A 20,817-nucleotide genomic window follows, 5' to 3' on the forward strand; every position below is an offset into this window, starting at 1 on the left:
GCCGGGCAACCCCCGCTGCCCGGACGAAGAGGGGACGGGCGACGCCCGTCTCACATGCCGCGCGTGCCGAAGCGGTCGCGGGCGACGGCGTCGCCCTCGCCCGCCGCGGCCGCGGCGAGCTCGCGGCGCACCTCCTCGCGGAGGCGGCCGTGGTTCTGCGGCTCCGGCGCCGCCCCGAGGAGCAGCTTCGTGTACTCGTGCTGCGGGTCGAGGATGACCTGGTCCGACGGCCCGCGCTCGACGACGTTCCCGCGGAACATCACGAGGATCTCGTCGCTGAAGTGCCGCGCCGTCGCGAGGTCGTGCGTGATGTAGAGGACGCCGAGGTTCTCCTCGCGCTGCAGGCGCGCCAGCAGGTTGAGCACCCCGAGCCGGATCGACACGTCGAGCATCGACACGGGCTCGTCCGCGACGAGGAACCGGGAGCCGGGGGCGAGCGCGCGGGCGATCGCGACGCGCTGCCGCTGACCTCCGGACATCTCGTGCGGACGCTTCTCCGCGAACGTCCCCGGGGGCGTGAGGTTCACGCGCGTGAGGAGCTCGTCGACGGCCGCGTCGAGCTCGGCGGCCGTCTTCGCGCGCCCGTGGATCCGCAGCGGCCGCTCCAGGTGGTGACGGATCGAGTGGAACGGGTTGAGCGACGCGAACGGGTCCTGGAACACCATCTGGACGTCGTGCCGGTACTCGGCCAGGCCACGGCCACGCCGGGCGGACGGGACGCCGTCGAGCAGGATGTCGCCGGACGTCGGCGTCTCGAGCTTCGCGATCATCCGCGCGACGGTCGACTTCCCGGAACCCGACTCACCGACGATGGCGATCGTCTTGCCCGGCTCGAGCGTGAACGACACGTCGTTCACCGCACGCAGCCGCGACCGCTTCCACCCGTTGCGGATGACGAAGTCCTTGGTGAGGTTCCGGATCTCGAGCGTGCCCATCAGGCCACCCCTCCCGTGCTGTCGGCGGTGTCCTCGCCGGACCGGACGAACCCGCCACGGTCGCCCGTCAGGCTCGGGAACGACCCGAGCAGGCGGCGCGTGTACTCGTGCGCGGGCGCGTTGTAGATCTCCTCGGCCGTGTTGAGCTCGACGATCTCGCCGCGGAGCATGACCGCGATCCGGTCGCTGATCTCCAGCAGCAGCGGCAGGTCGTGCGTGATGAAGACGACGGCGAAGTCGAACTGCTCGCGGAGCCGCATGATCTCGCGCAGGATGCCGCGCTGGACGACGACGTCGAGCGCCGTCGTCGGCTCGTCCATGATCATGACCTGCGGCTGGAGCGCGAGGGCCATCGCGATCATGACGCGCTGGCGCATGCCGCCGGAGAGCTCGTGCGCGTAGCTGTCGAGCCGGTTCGGGTCGACCCCGACGAGCTCCAGCAGCTCACGGCTGCGCTCGAGCTTGGCCTTCGCGGACATCCCCGGGCGGTGCGTCGCGAAGACGTCGAACAGCTGGGCCTTGATGCTGATCACGGGATTGAGGGAGTTCATCGCCCCCTGGAAGACCATCGAGACCTTGTCCCAGCGGAACGCCCGCAGCGAGTCCCCGGACAGGGCGGCGACGTCGATGTCGTCGCCGTCCTTGTCGTGGAGGACGATCTCCCCGCTCGTGCGCAGCGCCGGCGGCTTGAGGAGCTGGTTGAGCCCGTACGCGAGGGTCGTCTTGCCGCAGCCGGACTCGCCCGCGAGGCCGAGGATCTCGCCTCGGTGCAGGGTCAGGGACACGTCCTTCACGGCCTGCACGACCGGGTTCACCTGGTACTCGATCGAGACGTTCCGCGCCGTGAGCACGGGGACCGCACCGGGCGGGGCCCCGAAGTCGCCCGCAGGCTTCGCGGTGAGGGTCGGTGCGCTCATGACTGGACCTTCTCGTCGTCGCGGGCGGGGGTGTCGGCCGCGGTGCCCGCCGTGCCGGCCTTGGCGGTGCTCGGCGCGGTCGCCGCCTGGAGCTTCGCACGCTGCTTGCGCGCGAGGCGGACGTTCTTGACCGCGGCAGGGGCCGTCCGCAGCTTGGGGTTGATGATCTCGTCGATGCTGAAGTTGATGAGGGCGAGCCCGCAGCCGAACAGCGCGATGAGGAGGCCCGGCGGGACGAACCACCACCAGCGCCCGTACGCCATCGCGTTCTGCGTGCTGGCCTCGTTGAGGATGGTGCCCCACGTCACCGACCCGGACGGCCCGAGGCCGAGGTACGAGAGGCCGGCCTCGCTGAGGATCGCGAGGAGCACGGCGCCCAGGAAGTTCGCGGTGAGCAGCGGCAGGAGGTTCGGCAGGATCTCGACGAGGACGATGCGCGGCGCCTTCTCGCCCGCGACCTTGGCCGCGTAGACGTAGTCGCGGCTGCGCAGGGACCGGGCCTGTGCCCGTAGCACGATCGCCGCCCCCGCCCACCCGGTGATGCCGAGGATCAGGGCGACGAGGAAGAGCGAGCGGGACTCGAGGTAGGCGGAGATCACGATGATCAGGGGGAGCCCGGGGATCACGAGCATGATGTTCGTGACGAAGGACAGGATCTCGTTGGTCCAGCCCCCGACGTAGCCGGCGATGATGCCGAACAGGAGCGAGAGGACCATCGCGATCACGCCCGCGAGCAGTCCCACCGTGAGGGAGCCGAGGCCGCCGTGCGCGACCTGGGCGAAGATGTCGACGCCGATGTTGTTCGTGCCGAGCAGGTGCTCGGTGCTCGGCGGCAGGTACGCCGGGTTCGACGTCGCCCGCGGGCTCTGGCTGAACAGCGGCGCCACGACGGAGAAGAGCACGATCCCGAGCGTCAGCACGAGGCCGACGACGAGCTTGCCCGAACGGCGCGGGAGCATCGCCCGGATGCCGCGCTTCGGCGCGGTGCTCTGTGGGACGGGCTCGCCCGCGACGACGGCCTCGGGCGGGGCGATGGGCACGTCCGGCACGATGCCGGCGGTCCGGTTCTCGGGCGGCAGGCCGTCCACCACCACGGAGGCGGCAGGAGCGGCGTCGGCCGCGGGAGTCACGGTCTCGGCGTCACGGGTGGGGTCAGCCATTGTTCCGCGTCCTCGGGTCGATGATGCCGTTGATCAGGTCCATGAGGAAGTTCGCCGCGAGCACCACGACGGTGATCACGAGGAAGGCGCCCTGCATGAGCGCGTAGTCCTTCGCCTGGACCGCGGTGAAGAGCAGCTTGCCGATGCCGGGGTAGCTGAAGGCCTGCTCCATGACCACCGACCCGGCGACGACGAAGCCGAGCGCGATGCCGAAGCCCGTGACCGACGGCAGGACCGCGTTCCGCGTCGCGTACGTCAGCGCGACCCGGAAGGGGCGCAGGCCCTTGGCCTCGGCCGTCGTGACGTAGTCCTCGGCGATCGTCGAGACCATCATGTTGCGCATCCCGAGGAGCCAGCCGCCCATCGCCGACAGGATGATCGTCACGGCCGGGAGGGTGCCGTGGTAGATCACGCTGCCCACGAAGTCCCACGACCACTCGGGACCGCTGTCGAACTCGAAGATGTCGTACGCGCCCACGATGGGGAACCAGCCGAGCGACACCGAGAAGATCGAGATGAGGACCAGGGCGAGCCAGAAGTACGGCACCGCCTGGAGGAAGGTCGACGCGGGGATGATGTGGTCGACCCACGTACCGCGCTTCCACCCGACCCATGCGCCGAGGCCGACGCCGAGGAGGAACGCGATGATCGTCGCCAGCCCGACGAGGCCCACCGTCCAGGGGAGGGCCTCGCCGAGCAGCTGGCTGACGGGTGCCGGGAAGTACAGGACCGACGTACCGAGATCACCTGTGAAGATGTTCTTCCAGTACGTGAGGTACTGCTCCCACAGCGAGGCGTCGTCACTGCCGAAGAGGATGTCGACACTCTGGATGAGGCCCGGAGTCAGCTCACCGTTCTTCCGGAGCAGGGTGTCGAGGTAGATCTGCTTGGGATCACCGGGGATGGCCCGCGGGAGAAGGAAGTTGAGCGAGACGGCGGCCCAGAAGGTGACCACGTAGAACGCGATCCGCCGTGCGTAGTACCTCATTGAACCGACTCCTCGTTCACCCGAGCTCCTCTTCGGCAGTGCGACATCAGCTCGCGGGCTTGAGCTGGGAGAGGATCACGCCGTTGCTGATCGTGGCCCACGACGGCGGGAAGGCGTACATGTCGTCCTCCGACGGCCAGCCGGTGTAGTCCTTCGTGTTGACGAACGACATGGTCGGGTTCACGACGAGGGCGATGTAGGGGAGGTCGCGGGCGATCTCCTTCTGCACCGTGGCGTACGCGGCCTTCTTCGTGTCCTCGTCGTTGGTGCCGGCGGCGGTGGCCACGGCCTCGTCGACGAGCGGGTTCGAGTAGCGCGGGAAGTTGAAGCGGCCGGCCTCGATGGTCTCGCCCACCGGCGTCGTGTACTCGGTCGTGAGCCACTGGCGGTAGATGGCGAACGGGTCGTCGAGCGACGTGCCCGTGATGCCACTGATCATCATCTGGTAGTTGCCGCTGGTCCGGGCGTCGGACATCTCCTGCTGCGTGATCTTCACGTGGTTGATCTGCACGCCCGCCTCGAGCGCCTGCTGCGCGATGAGGTCACCCGCCGCGTTGTGGTCGCTCCAGCCGTCGACCGAGATGAGGTCGACCGAGAGCTTCTGGCCGTCCTTCTCGAAGATGCCGTCAGCACCCTTGGTGTAGCCCGCCGCCTCGAGGACCTTGGCCGCCTCGGCCGGGTCGCCCTCCTGCGGGCTCTCCTTCTCGATCTCGGAGGAGATCCAGCGGTCGTCACGACCGACGAGCGCGAGCGACGGCGACGCGACGGCCGCGTGGCCCGAGAACGCCTTCTCGTTGATCTCGCCGCGGTCGACGAGCAGGTTGACCGCCTGGCGGACGGCGAGGTCCGTCTGCGGGCCCGCGCAGCCGAGCGCCGCGTTCGAGCACGACATGATCGTGGTCGGGTCCTGCGGGGTGTTGAGCAGCGAGACCTGGCCGCCGCCGGTGACCGTCTCCGGGTCCGCGATGAACATCGTGGTCCAGTCGATCTTGCCGGTGGCGAGGAGGTCCTGGGCGCTCTGGTTCTTGTCGAGCGCGAGGAAGCGGACCTTCCCGAGGCTCGGCTCGCCGCCCCAGTAGTCCTCGTTCGGGACGACGGTGTAGGTCGCGTTCGTGATGGTGTCGAGCGTGAACGGCCCGGTGCCCACCGGCTCGTCGTTCGTGAACGTGATGAGGTCCGACACCTCCTTGAAGAGGTGCTCGGGGACCATGAGCGTGGTGCCGAGGATCTGCACGGCGCTCGTGAACTGCGCGCCGTTGAACGTGAACTTGACGGTCGACTCGTCGACCTTCTCGATCGTGTTCAGGTAGTCGCGCTTCGCCGCGTCGTTGGTGTACGAGAAGATGACGTCCTCGACCGTGAAGTCCTCGCCGTCGGACCACTTCACGCCCTCGCGGATCTTGACGGTCAGCTCGGTGCCGTCCTCGCTCCACTCGTAGGACTCGCCCAGGCGGGGCGTCGGGTCGCCGGCCTCGGCGCGGTTGTAGAAGAACAGCGGCTCGTAGATGCCACCGTTCGTCACGTGCAGCGGGTTGGGCGCGTACGGGTTGAAGTTCGCGACCATGGGCGTCTGGGTGCCGGCCCAGACGTTGAGGACACGGGCCTCACCGCCGTTGCCCTCACCCTCGCCATCGCCCCCGCCGGTGCAGGCGCTCGCGAGCAGCGAGACGCCCGTCACGAGTGCCGCGGCCGTGAGCAGACGCTTGCGCGCCGTGCTTCGAATCATCTTCGGTCCTTTCGCATGGACGACGCGTCCTCACGTCGTACTTCGGCGCCCGCAGGCGTGTGGCAGGAACACTAACTAATAGCCACCGGCCCTCCTACGAATACGACAGGAAAGTTACCTAACTGAGACATCGATACCAGGATCGCGCGCGACGGGCTCGGCCGGACCCCGTGGAACGGGGTCCGGCCGAGGTGCCGAGGACGGTCAGGAGGGGGTGGGGCGGCCCGTGGCCGGTCCCGGCGCAGCGGGTCGTGCGGGGCGCAGCGCGTCGCACGGGCGCAGCAGGCCGCGCTGGCGGGAGCGGTCGGGGACGGGGTCGGCGGCGGGACGGCGGCAGCGCCGGCGGCGAGCCGGGAGCGGGGTCAGCGAGCGGCGTCCAGCGCGGCACGCGCGGCCCGCGCGACCTCGGGGTCGGTGACCTCGTAGCCGGCGTCGCCGCCGCCCCCCGGCCCGGCGTCGTCCGCGACGACGCGCTTGGCCGAGAGGTGCACGGCGTCGACGCCCGCGGCCACCAGGGCCCCGACGTCCTGCGGCCGCACTCCCCCGCCGGCCATGACCTGCACACGCCCGCCGAGCGCGTCGCGCGCGTGCGCCGCCATGGCGCGCAGCCGGTCGGTGCCGTCGATGCTGCGCGACGCACCGCCCGACGTGAGCACGCGCACGACCCCGGCCCCGGAGAGCGCGTCGAGCGCGGCGAGCGGGTCGGCGACGACGTCGACGGCGCGGTGGAACGTGACCTCGCGCCCGTCGGCGGAGTCCACGAGGGCGCGGACGGCGCCGATGTCGACCAGGCCGTCCGGGGTGAGCGCACCCACGACGACGCCGCGCGCCCCGGCCGCCACCGCGGCCCGGACGTCGCGCACCTGGACGTCGAGGTCGGTGGGCGTGAGGACGAAGCCGCCCGGGCGCGGGCGCACGAGCACGTGCACCTCGACGCGCGGCCCCGGACCGTCGGCCTCCGCTGCGGCGGCGACCGCGGCCTCGACGAGCCCGGCGCTGGGCGTGAGCCCGCCCGTCGCGCCGAGCCCGACGCACAGCTCGACCCGGTGCGCACGCACGGCCGCGGCCACGCGGACGCCGTCGGGGTCCTGGACCGCGAGCTCGAGGGCCACGTCGCGGGCCGCGGGCGCCGCGCCCCCCTCGGGGTGGGTGGTCGTCATGGCGCTCTCCCGTCGTCCGGTCCGGCGGCCGTCGCGTCGCGCGACCCGCACGACGGCGGCCGTCGGCCAGGGTAGACGACTCCGGGCGCGGGCCGGGCGCGGGAGCTCAGGCCGGCGTCGGCCGTCCCGTGGCGACGGCGGCGAGGCACGCGGACCGCAGGGTCGCGGCCACCTCGTCGGGGTCGCCGAGGTAGCCCGCGACCATGGCGCCGTCGCGCAGCATCATGAGCTGCGCCGCGGTCGCGTCGGCGTCCGTGACGCCGACCGCGGCGGCGAGGCGGGCGAACACGTCCCGCGTCCAGCGCCGGTGGCGGTCCACGACGACGCGCACCGGGTCCTGCGGGTCGGGTGTCTCCGCCGCGGCGTTGATGAACGGGCAGCCGCGGAAGCCCGGCACGCAGCTCACGGCGCCGATGGCGCCCGCGAGGGCGCTCAGGGCGTCGAGCGGCTCGGCGTCGCGGAGCGACTCGTCGACGACGGCACGGTCGCGTGTGGCCTGCGCCTCGAGGTAGGCGACGACGAGGTCGGACTTTGTGCGGAAGTGGCGGTAGAACGTCACCTTGGTGATGCCGACCTGCTCGATGACGCGGTCGGCGCTCGTCGCTCGGATGCCCTGGGCGTAGAAGAGCGCCGAGGCTGCCTCGAGGATGCGGCGGCGCGTGTCGGCCGCGGTGCCGCGGCCCGTCGCCCCGGGCGTCGGCGAGTCGTCGACCATGCCCCCTCCTTGTCTCCGCCCTTGCGCGCGGTCGGCCGCCAGTCTAGGTTCTCCGATGTAGACGTACTAGTAACTCTACTTCGATCCCGACTCTCGAGAGGCACCTCATGGCTGACACCCTCTACACCGCCGTGGCCACCGCGACCGGCGACGGTCGCGCCGGAGGCCGCGCCGTGTCCGACGACGGCCAGCTCGACGTCACGCTCGCCGTCCCGCGCCAGATGGGCGGCCCCGGTGGCGGGACGAACCCGGAGCAGCTGTTCGCAGCCGGGTGGTCGTCATGCTTCCACTCGGCGCTGAAGATGGTCGCGGCGCAGCGCAAGGTCCCCGTGGCCGACTCGGCCGTCGTCGCCGAGGTCGACCTCGTCCCGACCGGCGACGGCGGCTTCTCGCTCGGCGCGACGCTGCACGTCGAGCTCGGGGGCGGCGTCACCCAGGACGTCGCCGAGGAGCTCGCGGAGGCCGCGCACGCCGTCTGCCCGTACTCGCTCGCGACCCGGGGCAACATCCCGGTCACCGTCCGCACGACGGTCGCGTAGGGCACCCCTCGGCACGACCGCCGGGGCCGGCTGGCGGAGCGGTCCGCGGGTCGGCCCGGCGGTCAGTCCAGGCAGAACTCGTTGCCCTCGACGTCCTGCATGACGATGCAGGACTCGTTCTCCTCGTCGGCGACCATCACGCGCACGCACGTCGCGCCGAGCGCGACGAGCCGGTCGCGCTCGGCCTCGAGCGCGGCGAGACGCTCGGCACCCACGAGCCCGGTGCCGGCACGCACGTCGAGGTGCACGCGGTTCTTGACGACCTTGCCCTCGGGGACACGCTGGAAGTACAGGCGCGGACCGGCCCCGGTGGGGTCGCTGCACGCGGACCACGCGTCCCGCTCTGTGGCCGGGAGGGAGGCCTCGGCGTCGTCCCAGGTGCTGAAGCCCTCCGGGGGCGGCGCCGGGACGTAGCCCAGCACCTCGCACCAGAACCGGGCGACGCGCCGTGGCTGCGCGCAGTCGAACGTGACCTGGACCTGCCTGACCGTCGCCATCCGGCCACCCTAGGCGCCCGACCCTTCTCGGCCGGAGGGCTTTTCACGGGCGCACGACGGCCGCCGATGCCACCGCTCCGCGCGGGGCACCGACGGCCGTCGTCGTGCGGCTCGGGTCAGATGACGCCGAGCGCGAGGATCGCGTCGGCGACCTTGGTGAAGCCCGCGATGTTGGCGCCGAGCACGTAGTTGCCGGGCGTGCCGTACTCGTCGGCCGTCTCGACGCAGCGGTCGTGGATGCCCGCCATGATCTGCGCGAGGCGGTCCTCCGTGTACTCGAAGGACCACGCGTCGCGCGACGCGTTCTGCTGCATCTCGAGGGCCGACGTCGCGACGCCGCCCGCGTTGGCTGCCTTGCCCGGCGCGAAGAGGACGCCCGCCTCCTGGAGCAGCGCGACGGCGCTCGGCGTCGTGGGCATGTTGGCGCCCTCCGCGACCGCGACGACGCCGTTCGCGACGAGCTGCTTGGCCGCCGCCTCGTCGAGCTCGTTCTGCGTCGCGCACGGGAGCGCGACGTCGCACGGCACGTCCCAGATGGACCCGTCGGTGACGACGCGGGCCCCGGGGCGGCGCGCGGCGTAGTCGGCGACGCGCCCGCGCTCGACCTCCTTGATCTGGCGCAGGAGCTCGAGGTCGACCCCGGCCTCGTCGACGACGTACCCCGACGAGTCGGAGAACGCGACCACGTTCGCGCCGAGCTGCTGCGCCTTGGCCGTCGCGTAGATCGCGACGTTGCCCGAGCCCGAGACGACGACGCGGCGCCCGTCGAGCTCCTGCCCGCGCGTCTCCAGCATGTTCTGCGCGAAGAGGACCGTGCCGTAGCCCGTGGCCTCCGTGCGGACGAGCGAGCCGCCCCACGAGATGCCCTTGCCCGTGAGGACGCCGGACTCGTACCGGTTGGTGATGCGCTTGTACTGCCCGAAGAGGTAGCCGATCTCGCGGCCGCCCACGCCGATGTCGCCCGCGGGGACGTCCGTGTTCTCGCCGATGTGCCGGTAGAGCTCCGTCATGAACGACTGGCAGAACCGCATGACCTCGCCGTCGGACCGCCCGCGCGGGTCGAAGTCGGAGCCGCCCTTGCCGCCGCCGATGGGCATGCCCGTGAGCGAGTTCTTGAAGATCTGCTCGAAGCCGAGGAACTTCACGATGCCCAGGTAGACCGACGGGTGGAACCGCAGGCCGCCCTTGTACGGGCCGAGCGCGGAGTTGAACTCGACGCGGAAGCCGCGGTTGATCTGCACGCGCCCGGTGTCGTCCACCCACGGGACCCGGAAGATGATCTGGCGCTCCGGCTCGCACACGCGCTCGAGGACGGCGGCCTCGACGTAGCGCGGGTGCTTGCGCAGCACGGGGCCGAGCGAGTCGAAGACCTCGCGCACGGCCTGGTGGAACTCGGCCTCGCCGGGGTTGCGACGCAGGACCTCGTCGTAGACGGACTGCAGTCGGCTGTCCATGGGTACTCCTCGTCTGACGCGGGCGGAACTCCTGCTGACGGTACGCCTGTGCCAGAAGCTCCCGTCACACCGTCTCACTCCGCGCGCACCGGCACGGGCGGCCGCAGCGCACGAGCGACCGCACGGGGCGGCACAGGAGTCACCGACGACGACACATCCGTCCACCCACTGAGAAACCCTACCGATCTGGTGCAGTTTCTCGGGGCGGTTGCTATACCCGTCCCCAGGTCACGAGCGCCAGCGCCAAGCCCCGGCTCGCTGGCCGGCAACCCCCTGTCACGGCGGGGTGCTCCGGGAGATGACCAGGCCGGGCCCGGCCTGCCCCGCCACCGGCGAGGACGGCCCGCACGGCAAGCGTGATCGACGACTACTGCGAGGTGCACATGACCCACCACCCCACCCACCCGACGGTGCTCGCCGTCTCGGGCAACCCGCGGCCCGGCTCGCGCACGCTCGGCGCCGCCGAGACGGTCGCGCGCCGCGTCGCCGACCTCCTCGGCGCGGACGACGTCGCCACGGTCGACCTGGCGTCGCTCGCCGGCGAGGTGCTCGCCGCCGACCACCCGGCGGCCGACGCCGCCCGTGAGCAGCTCGCCCGGGCGACCGTCGCCGTCGTGGCGACGCCGGTCTACAAGGCGTCCTACACCGGGCTGCTGAAGGCCTTCCTCGACCTCTACGGCCCCGACGGGCTCGCGGGCGTCGTCGTGGTCCCGCTCGTCGTGTCCGGGAACCCGGCGCACGCGCTCGTCGGGGAGGTGCACCTGCGACCCGTGCTCGTCGAGCTCGGCGCCGTCGTCCCGACCCGGTCGCTCACGGTCACCGAGCCGCAGCTCGCGGACCTGGGACCGGTCGTGGACGCGTGGCTCGCGCGCGAGGGCGACGCCCTGCGCCGCGCCACGGCGCAGCTCCCCCCGGCGGAGGACCGCCCGTCGGCCCGCACCGACGCAGCCGTCGCCGACGCGTTCGCGGGGGTGGCCCGATGACCGCCGAGCTCACCCACCTGGAGGCCCTCCTGGCCGAGCAGGACGAGCCCCAGCTCTCCCCCGACGAGTACAAGGCCGTGTTCCGCGGCCACCCCGCGGGCGTCGCCGTCGTCGCGCTCGAGCACGGCGACCGCCTCGTCGGCTTCACCGCGACGTCGGTCATCTCCGTCTCGGCCGCGCCCCCGCTGCTCGCGTTCTCGCTCGCGTCCACGTCGTCGTCGTGGCCCGCGGTCTCGACGGCGCGCACGCTGACCGTGAGCTTCCTCGCGGACCACCAGGACGACGTCTCGGCCCGGTTCGCGACGAGCGGCATCGACCGGTTCGCGGACGGCGGCTGGTCGCGCCTGCCGACGGGCGAGCCCGTGATCGACGGCGCGCTGTCGTGGGTGCGCGGGCGGGTCGTCCAGCGCACCCCGGTGGGCGACTCCTACCTCGTCTCGCTGCGCGCGCTCGCGTCGAGCGTCGGCGCCGCGCCCGGGGCGTCGCGGGAGGCGGCGGCGTCGCCGCTCGTCTACCACGACCGCACCTACCACCGGATCGGCGACCACTCCGCGCTCTGAGCGCACGGACGGGCGAGGGGCCCGACGGCGGAGGTCCCGCCGTCGGGCCCCTCGCCCGTCCCGTGCCGCCCCTCACGGGTGGTCCGTCACCAGCTCCAGCCGCGCGCGCTGAGCTCGAGCTCCTCCCGGAACCGCTCGTCGTCGCCGGTGCGGAAGCCCGCGCGCAGGGGCGCGTCCGCGACCGGGAGCCCCGTGAGCCGACAGGCCTCGCGCAGCAGCGCGTCGTAGGCGCCCTGGACCGCGAGGTAGTGGTGGGCGCGCGCGTAGACGTCCGGGTCGGCCTCGATGCGCCGGAGCTCCGCGGCGAGCGCGGTGAGCCGCACCTGGAGCGCGAGCGTCGTCAGCGGGTCCGGCGCCGCGGCGGCACGACGGCCCGCGCCCGCCCGGTGGCTCGGAGGCCGCCCGGCCCGGCGCAGCACCCACCACGCGGCGGCGGCCGTGCACGCCGTCGCGCACCAGATCATGAGCAGCCACGACATCGGAGCCGACCTCTGCGCGGGGAGACCCACAGGACCTCTCCAGTCTAGGTCTCCCCGGCCCCGCGAGGCAGGGTGGGCGGCCCCCTGTCCTCGCCGCCGCCCGCGCGGCGGGTCAGCCGTCGAGGAGGTCCGGCTGCGGGTGCCGCACGCCCTGGACGGCCGCGCGCGGGATCGCCGCGCCGATCGTCGCGACGTCGTCCGGCGTCAGCTCGACCGCGGCCGCCGCGACGTTCTGCTCCAGGTACGCGACGCGCTTCGTCCCCGGGATCGGGACGACGTCGTCGCCCTGCGCGAGGAGCCACGCGAGCGCGAGCTGTGCCGTCGTGACGCCGTGCTCCGCGGCGAGCTGCTCCAGGGAGCGCACGAGGCCGCGGTTGTGCTCGAACGCCTCGCCGGCGTACCGGGCGTGGGCGCGGCGCACGTCGTCCTCCGCGAAGCCGTCGGTGGCGTCCACGGTCCCGGTGAGGATGCCCCGGCCGAGCGGCGAGAAGGGCACGAAGCCGACCCCGAGCTCGCGCAGCGTCGGCAGCACCTCGTCCTCCGGGTCGCGCGTCCACAGCGAGTACTCGCTCTGCACGGCCGTCACGGGGTGCACGGCGTGCGCGCGGCGCACGGTCGCGGCGGACGGCTCCGAGAGACCGATGCCGCGGACCTTCCCGGCCTCCACGAGCTCGGCGAGCGCGCCCACCGTGTCCTCGATCGGCACCTGGGGGTCGACGCGGTGCAGGTAGTACAGGTCGAGGCGGTCGGTGCCGAGGCGGCGCAGGCTCGCGTCGACTGCGGCACGGACGTACTCGGGGCGGCCGTCGACCGGACGCCCGTCGGGGTGGCCGCCCGCGGGCGGGAGCCCGAACTTCGACGCGAGGACGATCTCGTCCCGGTGCGGCCCGAGGACCCGGCCGAACAGCTCCTCGTTGCGGCCGTGGCCGTAGACGTCGGCCGTGTCGAAGAGCGTCACGCCGAGATCGAGCGCGCGGAGCAGCACGGCCTCGGCCTCCGCGGCGTCCGCGGGGCCGTAGGCGTCGGTGACGGACATCCCGCCGAACCCGACGGCGGAGACGGCGAGCGCCGCCCCGCCGGTGCCGAGCGTGCGCGACGGGAGGGTGCCGAAGGCGAGGGTCCGGGAGGTGTCGGTCATGGCCCCAGCGGACCACCGCGCGCCGCCCGGGGCAAGGCCGGACGCCGTCCTCTCACCTGGCGAGAGGACGTGACGCGCCACGCTGCGGCTCGGCGCGCGACGAGCCCCGCCGCAGGTCAGGCACGCCTCTCCTTGCTGGCGGGCGCGCGGAATGCCACCTAGTCTGGAATCGTTCAAGTGAACGGCACCGACGGAAGCCGGGTGACCGCCGCACGATTCCGGGCGACCCCCGAGAGAGCGAGGAGCACCATGTCCGCACCCACCATCCACCGCACGACGGCCCGCTTCGAGGCGTCGGAGAAGCTCCGCGCCCACCTGCAGCGCGTGCTCGTCGCGCTCGTCGACCTGCACGTCCAGGGCAAGCAGGCCCACTGGAACGTCACGGGCCGCGGGTTCCGCGACCTGCACCTCCAGCTCGACGACGTCGTGGACGCCGCGCGCGAGCACAGCGACACCGTCGCCGAGCGCATGCGCGCGCTCCAGGTCGTGCCCGACGGCCGCACCGAGACCGTCGCGACGACGACGGACCTCTCGCCGTACCCGGCCGGCCTCGTGTCGGTCGGCGACACGGTCGACGCGGTCGTCGAACGCATCGCGCAGACGGTCGAGGTCGTCCGCGCCGTGCACGACGACGTCGACGCCGAGGACCCGACGAGCGCCGACATCCTGCACGAGATCATCGCCGACCTGGAGAAGCAGGCCTGGTTCCTCTCCTCGGAGAACCGCGAGGCCTGACCCGTCCGGCACCGCGCCGTCGAGCCGCAGGCCGTGGGGGAGGACACCGGGTGTCCTCCCCCACGGCCTGCGGCTCTATCTGGTGGCGGGGCGGGCGAGACGCTCGTCGAGCCACGATGCCGCCCAGGCGACGAGGGCGAGGGCCGCGACGGCGGAGCTGACGGCGACGAGGCCGTCGCGGTGCGCGTCGAGGAGACCCGGGGCCGCGCCGTCGGTCCGGGCCACGAAGGCGCCGGTCATCGCGGCGATGCAGACGGTGGCCGCGACGCGCTGCACGAGCTGGAGCGCCGCCCCCGCGACGCCGCGCTCGGTGCCGGGCGCCCCCTCCAGGGTGAGCGTCTGGTTGGGCGAGATCGTCAGCCCCGCGGCGACACCCGTGAGCACCTGGGAGACGACGAGCGCGGCGACCACGGCCGCCGTGGGCGCGACGCCGACGGCGAGCGCCGTGCCCACGGCGACGAGGGCCTTCGCCCCGACGGCGACGGTGACGCCGCGCCGACCGAACCGCCGGAACGACCGCCACGAGAGGTTCGCCGCCACCACCGACGCGACGGCGCCCGGCGTCGTCACGAGGCCGGCTTGGACCGGGCTGAGGCCCGCGCCGTCCTGCAGGAAGAGCATGAGGACCGCCGAGTAGCCGAGCGCGGCCCCGAAGCTGAACGCCGCGACGACGCACCCCAGCACGTAGGTGGGGGAACGCAGGAGCCCCGGGACGAGCACCGGCGCCCGGCCACGCCGCGCGTAGCGCGGCTCCCACACGACGAGCCCCCCGACGGCGGCCACGAGCACCCCGAGCGAGACCGGCAGCACGACGGCGCGCGGCCCGTCGGCGACGAACGGGACGAGCAGGCCCAGGGTCACGAGGGTGACGAGCACGAGGCCCACGACGTCGAAGCCCGCCCCGACCCGACTGCCGCGCGACCGGCCCCCGCGGCCGCCGTCCGTGCTCGCACCAGCCCGGCCCTCTCCCGCGACGCCAGGTCCGGCGTCCCCCGGCCGCAGCGCTCGCAGGGCGACCACCATGACCGCCAGCCCGAGCGGCGCGGCGAGCCCGACCGCGGCGCGCCACCCCGCCGCCGGTCCGAGCGCGGACAGGATGCCGCCACCGACGAGCGGGGACAGGACCATGGCGAACGCCCCCGTCGAGGCGTAGGCGCCGAGCGCACGCGCGCGAGCCGGTCCGGCGTAGTGGTCCTGGAGCAGGCCGATGACCTGCGGGTTCGCGGTCCCGGCGCCGGCTCCTTGGAGCAGGCGCGCGGCGACGAGCACGTCGGCGTCGGAGGCCGTCGCGCCGACCAGGCTCCCCACGGCGAACAGCCCGAGCCCGACGGCCAGCGGTCCGCCGCGACCGAGCCGGTCGCCGAGGCGGCCGGCCGGGACGAGCGCGAGCCCGAAGGTCAGGGAGTACCCGGCGAGGATCCACTGGAGCTGGGCGGTCGTCGCGCCGAGCTCGGCCCGCAGCGCCGGCGCCGCGACGGTGAGGATCGCGGAGTCGAGCAGCGTGACGAACCCGGTCGCGAGGCAGACCCGCAGCACGGCCCGCGACGCGCGCCCGCCCGCGGTCACCGCCACGGCGGGGCGCCGACGCCGGGACGACCGCTCACCCGAGGTAGCTCGTGACGACGTCGTGCAGCGCGGTGGCCGTGAGGCCGAGGGACTCGACGTCGACGCGCTCGTCGTTCCCGTGGAACAGGGACCGGAAGACCCCGGGGTCCCACTGCTCGCTGAGCAGCCCGAACCCGTAGGCCGGCACGCCGCGACGGCGGAAGAAGCGCCCGTCCGTGCCGCCCGTACCGAGGACCGGCACGACGTCGGCGCCCGCGTGCGCGCGCACGGCCCGCTCGATCGCCGCGTACGCCGCGCCGTCGGTGGGCGACTGCGAGGCCTCGCCGAACCAGTCCCCCTCGACGTGCACGTGCTCGCGCAGGTCGCCGAGCGCGTCGTCGAGCAGGTCGGCGACGTCCTGGGGCGTCGCGCCCGGCAGGACGCGGATGTCGAGCGTGACCTCGGCGAGCCCGGGGATGACGTTGGGCTTCGACCCGGCGTGCAGCACGGTCGGCGCGACGGTCGTGTGGGTCGTGGCGTGCGCGACGGACGCGAGCGCACCGAGCGCGGGCAGCGCGTCGTCGATCCGCGCGGGGTCGAGCAGCGCGGCCCGCACGTCGGGCGCGAGGTCGAGCGCGTCGACGTAGCGGCGCCACAGGTCTCCGATGACGACGGGGCCGCGGTGCGCGGTGATCCGCCGCACGGCCTCGGCCGCGAGCACGATCGCGTTGAGCGACCCGTACGGCCCCGACCCGTGCCCCGGCCGACCGACGACGCGAAGCCGGCGCCCCGCGCCGCCCTTCTCCCCCACCGCGACCGTGCGGCTCCCCCGGGGCCCGAGCGGCACCCCGCCCGACTCCGTGAGGACCGCGTCGACGTCCACGAGGTCGTACCGGTGCTGCGTGATCCAGTCGACCCCCCACGTGCTGCCGTGCTCCTCGTCGGCGACGGCGGCGAGCACGAGGTCGCCGCGCAGCCGATGCCCGCTCTCCGCGATCGCCCGCGTGACGACCGTGAACGCCGACGTGAGCCCGAGCATGTCGATCGCGCCCCGGCCCCAGACCCAGCCGTCGACGAGCTCGCCGCCGAACGGGTCGCGCGTCCACCCCTCCGGCTCGACCGGGACGACGTCGGTGTGCCCGACGAGCGCGAGCGACGGGGCACCGGGGTCGGTGCCGCGCAGGCGCGCGACGAGCGACGTGCGACCGGGCTGCGGCTCGACCCACTCGACCTCGAGGCCCAGACCGTCGAGCACGTCCGCGACGGCGCGCGCGTTGCGGGCCTCGTGCCCCGAGCCGACGGTGCCGTCGTTGACGCACCCGTTGCGGATCATCGCCTGGAGCAGCTCGGTGGTGCGGCCCGCGAGCTCGGTGCGCGACGGCGCGGGGGCGGGCTCCGCGAGCACGCGCGGCCCGGGCGTCGCCCTGGTCCCGGGCCGGGTGCCGGGCGCTGCGGGTCGTGCGGCGACGGTCATCGTGCGCTCCCTGCTGTCGTGGACGACGCCCGGCGCGCGTCCTGGAGCGCGCGGCGGCCGGGGATGGCCGCGACGAGCTCACGCGTGTACTCCTCCTGCGGGTCGAGCAGGATCTGCTCGGCCGCCCCCTGCTCGACGACGCGCCCGCGGTGCATGACGCCGACGTGGTCGGACACCTGCCGCACGACGGCGAGGTCGTGCGAGATGAACAGGTACGCGAGCCCGTGCTCGGCCTGGAGCCGCACGAGCAGCTCGAGGATCTGCGCCTGCACGGACACGTCGAGCGCCGAGACGGGCTCGTCGAGCACGACGAGCGCCGGGTTCAGGGCGAGCGCCCGCGCGATGGCGACGCGCTGGCGCTGCCCGCCCGAGAGCTCGCGCGGTCCCCGGCGGAGCACGTCGGGCGGGAGCGCGACGTCCTCGACGAGCGCACGCGCCCGGTCGGCGCGCTCGGACGGCGACCCGACCCGGTACGCCCGGAGCGGCTCGGTGACGATCTGCTCGACGGTGAACCGCGGGTCGAGCGACGCGTACGGGGACTGGTAGACCACCTGGAAGCCGCGGCGCAGCGACCGCAGCCGCTCGCCGCGTGCCGTCGTGATGTCCTCGCCGGCGAACTCCACCGTGCCCGCGGTGGGCCGCTCCAGCCGGAGGGCGAGGCGCGCCGTCGTGCTCTTGCCCGACCCCGACTCCCCCACGAGCGCGTACGTCTCGCCGCGCCCGACCTCGAGGCTCACGCCGTCCACCGCGACGAGCGTCCGGTGCGACGACCCGCGCGGCAGCGTGAACTCCTTGCGCAGGTCCCGCACCGCGAGGACGGGCGCGCTCGCGGTGTCCGGGCCGGCGGCGTCGGGCACCGCGATCCCCTGGTCGACGGCGCGGCTCGCGACCGCGGCGCGGCTCGCGTCGGCGCGCGGGACGACGCCGTCGTTCGGCGCCGTCTCCGGGGTGCCGCCTGCGACGAGGCGCGAGCTCGCGAGGCTCGGCGCCGCCGCGATGAGCTGCTGGGTGTACGGGTGGCGTGGGTCGTGCAGCACCTGCTCGGCGGTGCCCTCCTCGACGACGACCCCGTGCTCGAGAACGACGATCCGGTCGGCGCGGTCCGCCGCGACGCCGAGGTCGTGCGTGATGAGCAGGACGGCGGTGCCGAGGTCGCGCACGAGTCCGTCGAGGTGGTCGAGGATGCGGCGCTGGACCGTCACGTCGAGCGCGCTCGTGGGCTCGTCCGCGACGACGAGGCGCGGCCGGGCCGCGACGGCGATCGCGATGAGCACGCGCTGGCGCATCCCGCCGGAGAGCTGCGACGGGAACTGCCGCGCGCGGGCCTCCGGGTCGTCGATCCCGGCCTGGCGCAGCAGCTCGACCGCACGCTCGCGCGCCTCCTTGCGCCGCGCGAGCCCGTGGATGACGAGCACCTCCGCGACCTGGTCGCCCACGCGCGTGACGGGGTTGAGCGAGACCGTCGGGTCCTGCGGCACGAGCCCGACGTCGCGGCCCCGCACCTGCTGCCACTCCTTCTCGGAGAGCCGTCCGACGTCGCGGCCGCCGAGGCGGATGGTCCCTGCCGTCACCTCGCCCCCGCGCGCGAGCAGGTGCAGGGCCGCGTGCGCCGTCGTGCTCTTGCCCGACCCGGACTCGCCCACCAGCGCGACGACCTCGCCCGGCCCGACCGTGAGGTCGACGCCGCGCACGGCGGCGTACGAGCCGCCGTCGCGCGTGCGGTAGGCGACCTCCAGACCGCGGATCTCGAGCGCGGGCGCCTCGCCCGACGTCGGGCCGGGACGCTCCTGCGTGGTCGGCGTCGTGGCGGTCATGCGTCCCCTCCGGTCCGTTCCAGGGCCCGCGCGATGCGGTTCGCCGACAGCACGACGGCGACGATCACGAGGCCCGGCATGGTCGTGAGCCACCACGCGGTGGCCAGGTAGTCGCGCCCGCCCGAGACGAGCGACCCCCACTCCGGCGCGGGCGGCGGCGTCCCGTAGCCGAGGAAGCTCAGGGCCGAGATGGCGAGCACGGCCGTGCCGAGCTCGAGCGCGACGAGCGCGAGCACCGGTCCCGTCGAGTTGGGCAGCACGTGGCGCCCCAGCACGCCGTACCAGCGCACCCCCGACGCGCGGGCCGCCTCGACGTACACCGACGTCGAGATGCGCAGGACCTCGGCCCGCATGACGCGCGCGAACGTCGCGACGCTCGTGATGCCGACGGCGATCGCGACCTTGACCGTCCCGAACCCGAGCGCCGTGATGATCGCGAGCGAGAGCAGGATGCTGGGGATCGCGAGCAGCACGTCGACGAACCGGCCGACGACGTCGTCCACCCACCCGCGCACGAACCCCGCGAGCAGGCCGAGCAGCGACCCGGCGACGAGCCCGACCGCGACCGCGATGACGGTCGCGCCGAGCGAGGCCGACGCGCCGTGGACGACGCGCGCGTACACGTCCCGCCCCAGGTGGTCGGTGCCGAACAGGTGCGCGCCCGACGGCGGCTGCAGCCGGTCCGCGGGCACGCCCGTCAGCGGGTCGTACGCCGTGAAGACCTGCGGGACGACCGCCCACGCCGTGACGAGCAGGACGACGAGCACGGCGACGACCAGCCCGGGACGCCGGACGGCGTACCGCGCCCCGCGCCGCCACCGGCCCGCCGTGCCCCGGGTCCGCACGCGGCCGTGCCGGAGGATCGCGCGCGCGTCCTCGCGGTCCTCGACCTCGATCTCCGCGGGCGTGCGCCCCTCGGGCGCGTCGGCGGGCGGGGCGTCGGGGGCGAGCGCGCCCGCCGGCGGCGCGTCCGCCACCGCGGCACGGTCCGCGACCCGGGCCTCGTCCCGGAGCACGATGCGCACTCCCGGCCTGGTGCTCATGCGGCCACCGCCTTCTGTCGTGCGTCGATCCGGGGGTCGAGCAGGGGGTAGAGCAGGTCGACCACGAGCGTGACGACCACGAACACGAGCGCCGAGAGGACGACGACCGCCTGCACCACGGGGATGTCCTGCGCGTCCACCGACGTGACCGTGAGCCGTCCCAGGCCCGCGCGCGAGAACACCGTCTCGGTGACGACCGTGCCGCCGAGCAGCCCGCCCACGACGACCCCCAGCACGGTCAGCGCGGGGATCGCGGCGTTGCGCAGCGCGTGGCCGAAGTGCACGCGCGCGCGGCTCGCGCCCTTGGCGCGCGCCGTCTCGACGTACGGCTCGCCGAGCGTCCCGCGCAGGCTCCGCGCGAGCACCTGGGCGAGCGCGGCGCTCGCCGGCACGGCGAGCGTGATCGCCGGGAGCACGAGGCTGATCGCGCCCTGGTTGCCGATCGCGGGGAACAGCGGGATCTGGAAGGAGAACCACTGCAGCAGGAGCAGGCCCAGCCAGAACGGCGGCAGGGCGACGCCGAGCGGAGGGAGCGATGCGAGCGCGTGGCGCAGCCAGGCCGCGCGCGGGAACGTGATCGCGATCGCGATGCCGGCGCCCGCCACGACGGCGAGGACGAGCGCCGCGGCCGTGAGCCGGAGCGTCTCCGGGAGCGCCTGGAGCACGAGCTGCGTCGCGGGCGCCCCGGACGCGTACGACGTCCCGAAGTCGAGCCGCAGCGCGTGCCACAGCGCGTCCGCGTACTGCACGAGCACGGGCCGGTCGAGGCCGTACTGGGCGCGCAGGGCCTCGAGCAGCGCGGGGTCCACCTGGTCCGCCTCGCCCCCGCCGCTCGCCATGAGCGCGGCCGGGTCGCTGGGCAGCAGGTAGAGGACGAAGAACGAGATGGTGAACGCCGCCCAGAGCACGAACAGGCCCTGCCCGGCGCGACGCAGGACGTACCGGCCCATGGTCG

General features: G+C 74.0%; 20 protein-coding genes and 1 riboswitch. Of the genes, 4 read left to right on the forward strand and 16 right to left on the reverse strand.

Translation table 11 applies throughout. The features are described from left to right. Nucleotides 1–50: 50 nt before the first annotated feature. The 7 genes from BXA05_RS01785 to BXA05_RS01815 all read right to left on the reverse strand — a co-directional run bounded on the left by BXA05_RS01785 (nucleotide 51) and on the right by BXA05_RS01815 (nucleotide 7,601). Nucleotides 51–935 (reverse strand): ABC transporter ATP-binding protein, encoded by an 885-nt coding sequence (locus BXA05_RS01785; protein ID WP_061268322.1) that lies wholly within the window; start codon nucleotides 933–935, stop codon nucleotides 51–53. After that, nucleotides 935–1,852, reverse strand: coding sequence for an ABC transporter ATP-binding protein (locus BXA05_RS01790; protein ID WP_082774603.1), 918 nt, complete (start codon nucleotides 1,850–1,852; stop codon nucleotides 935–937). Before BXA05_RS01790 ends, BXA05_RS01785 begins: the two co-directional genes overlap by 1 nt. After that, nucleotides 1,849–3,012 (reverse strand): ABC transporter permease, encoded by a 1,164-nt coding sequence (locus BXA05_RS01795; protein WP_076403547.1) that lies wholly within the window; start codon nucleotides 3,010–3,012, stop codon nucleotides 1,849–1,851. Before BXA05_RS01795 ends, BXA05_RS01790 begins: the two co-directional genes overlap by 4 nt. After that, nucleotides 3,005–4,000 (reverse strand): ABC transporter permease, encoded by a 996-nt coding sequence (locus tag BXA05_RS01800; RefSeq protein WP_061268323.1) that lies wholly within the window; start codon nucleotides 3,998–4,000, stop codon nucleotides 3,005–3,007. Before BXA05_RS01800 ends, BXA05_RS01795 begins: the two co-directional genes overlap by 8 nt. A gap of 46 nt (nucleotides 4,001–4,046) precedes the next feature. Beyond that, complete coding sequence (locus tag BXA05_RS01805) at nucleotides 4,047–5,726, reverse strand: ABC transporter substrate-binding protein (RefSeq protein WP_076403549.1); 1,680 nt, start codon at nucleotides 5,724–5,726, stop codon at nucleotides 4,047–4,049. Between the two features lie 362 nt (nucleotides 5,727–6,088). Beyond that, complete coding sequence (locus BXA05_RS01810) at nucleotides 6,089–6,886, reverse strand: copper homeostasis protein CutC (RefSeq protein WP_076403551.1); 798 nt, start codon at nucleotides 6,884–6,886, stop codon at nucleotides 6,089–6,091. A 106-nt stretch (nucleotides 6,887–6,992) separates the two neighbouring features. Beyond that, nucleotides 6,993–7,601 (reverse strand): TetR/AcrR family transcriptional regulator, encoded by a 609-nt coding sequence (locus BXA05_RS01815; RefSeq protein ID WP_083711250.1) that lies wholly within the window; start codon nucleotides 7,599–7,601, stop codon nucleotides 6,993–6,995. A gap of 107 nt (nucleotides 7,602–7,708) precedes the next feature. On the opposite strand from BXA05_RS01815, the gene BXA05_RS01820 reads away from it, so the two are divergent. Next, entirely contained in the window at nucleotides 7,709–8,140 is a 432-nt protein-coding gene (locus BXA05_RS01820; RefSeq protein ID WP_076403553.1) for an organic hydroperoxide resistance protein, read from the forward strand. Nucleotides 8,141–8,202: 62 nt separating this feature from the next. On the opposite strand, the gene BXA05_RS01825 is transcribed toward BXA05_RS01820, so the two are convergent. Beyond that, nucleotides 8,203–8,637: a VOC family protein gene (locus BXA05_RS01825; RefSeq protein ID WP_076403555.1), complete on the reverse strand. Its 435-nt coding sequence runs from the start codon at nucleotides 8,635–8,637 to the stop codon at nucleotides 8,203–8,205. 116 nt (nucleotides 8,638–8,753) lie between these two features. Continuing rightward, nucleotides 8,754–10,091, reverse strand: coding sequence for an NADP-specific glutamate dehydrogenase (gene gdhA, locus BXA05_RS01830; RefSeq protein ID WP_021482903.1), 1,338 nt, complete (start codon nucleotides 10,089–10,091; stop codon nucleotides 8,754–8,756). A 226-nt stretch (nucleotides 10,092–10,317) separates the two neighbouring features. After that, a riboswitch (SAM riboswitch) is annotated at nucleotides 10,318–10,420 on the forward strand. A gap of 54 nt (nucleotides 10,421–10,474) precedes the next feature. On the opposite strand from gdhA, the gene BXA05_RS01835 reads away from it, so the two are divergent. Next, a complete protein-coding gene (locus tag BXA05_RS01835; protein ID WP_083711407.1) occupies nucleotides 10,475–11,074 on the forward strand; it encodes an NADPH-dependent FMN reductase in 600 nt (199 codons plus the stop codon). Beyond that, on the forward strand, nucleotides 11,071–11,634 hold the full coding sequence (locus BXA05_RS01840; protein ID WP_076403557.1) for a flavin reductase family protein: 564 nt from the start codon (nucleotides 11,071–11,073) through the stop codon (nucleotides 11,632–11,634). The genes BXA05_RS01835 and BXA05_RS01840 overlap by 4 nt, the downstream gene beginning before the upstream one ends. Before the next feature lie 86 nt (nucleotides 11,635–11,720). Here BXA05_RS01840 and BXA05_RS01845 read toward each other — a convergent pair whose 3' ends face one another. Both BXA05_RS01845 and BXA05_RS01850 read right to left on the reverse strand, forming a co-directional pair. Next, on the reverse strand, nucleotides 11,721–12,113 hold the full coding sequence (locus BXA05_RS01845) for a hypothetical protein (RefSeq protein WP_228485210.1): 393 nt from the start codon (nucleotides 12,111–12,113) through the stop codon (nucleotides 11,721–11,723). A gap of 112 nt (nucleotides 12,114–12,225) precedes the next feature. Further along, a complete protein-coding gene (locus tag BXA05_RS01850) occupies nucleotides 12,226–13,251 on the reverse strand; it encodes an aldo/keto reductase (protein ID WP_076403559.1) in 1,026 nt (341 codons plus the stop codon). A gap of 249 nt (nucleotides 13,252–13,500) precedes the next feature. Here BXA05_RS01850 and BXA05_RS01855 point away from each other — a divergent pair, with 249 nt between their 5' ends. Next, entirely contained in the window at nucleotides 13,501–13,986 is a 486-nt protein-coding gene (locus tag BXA05_RS01855) for a Dps family protein (RefSeq protein WP_051028364.1), read from the forward strand. Nucleotides 13,987–14,061: 75 nt separating this feature from the next. Here BXA05_RS01855 and BXA05_RS01860 read toward each other — a convergent pair whose 3' ends face one another. From BXA05_RS01860 to BXA05_RS01880, 5 genes are read right to left on the reverse strand one after another with little or no spacing between them, the layout of a single operon-like run. After that, nucleotides 14,062–15,558, reverse strand: a complete 1,497-nt coding sequence (locus BXA05_RS01860) for an MFS transporter (RefSeq protein ID WP_076403561.1) — start codon at nucleotides 15,556–15,558, stop codon at nucleotides 14,062–14,064. A gap of 28 nt (nucleotides 15,559–15,586) precedes the next feature. Next, nucleotides 15,587–17,005 carry a M20/M25/M40 family metallo-hydrolase gene (locus tag BXA05_RS01865; RefSeq protein WP_083711252.1) on the reverse strand — a complete coding sequence of 473 codons (1,419 nt, stop codon included), beginning with the start codon at nucleotides 17,003–17,005 and terminating at the stop codon, nucleotides 15,587–15,589. Then, on the reverse strand, nucleotides 17,002–18,819 hold the full coding sequence (locus BXA05_RS01870; RefSeq protein ID WP_076403563.1) for a dipeptide ABC transporter ATP-binding protein: 1,818 nt from the start codon (nucleotides 18,817–18,819) through the stop codon (nucleotides 17,002–17,004). Before BXA05_RS01870 ends, BXA05_RS01865 begins: the two co-directional genes overlap by 4 nt. Beyond that, a complete protein-coding gene (locus BXA05_RS01875) occupies nucleotides 18,816–19,862 on the reverse strand; it encodes an ABC transporter permease (RefSeq protein ID WP_083711254.1) in 1,047 nt (348 codons plus the stop codon). Before BXA05_RS01875 ends, BXA05_RS01870 begins: the two co-directional genes overlap by 4 nt. Then, nucleotides 19,859–20,812 (reverse strand): ABC transporter permease, encoded by a 954-nt coding sequence (locus BXA05_RS01880; RefSeq protein WP_076403565.1) that lies wholly within the window; start codon nucleotides 20,810–20,812, stop codon nucleotides 19,859–19,861. The genes BXA05_RS01875 and BXA05_RS01880 overlap by 4 nt, the downstream gene beginning before the upstream one ends. Nucleotides 20,813–20,817 lie beyond the last annotated feature (5 nt).

Source organism: Cellulosimicrobium funkei (genome assembly GCF_900155925.1).
Taxonomy (GTDB): domain Bacteria; phylum Actinomycetota; class Actinomycetes; order Actinomycetales; family Cellulomonadaceae; genus Cellulosimicrobium; species Cellulosimicrobium funkei.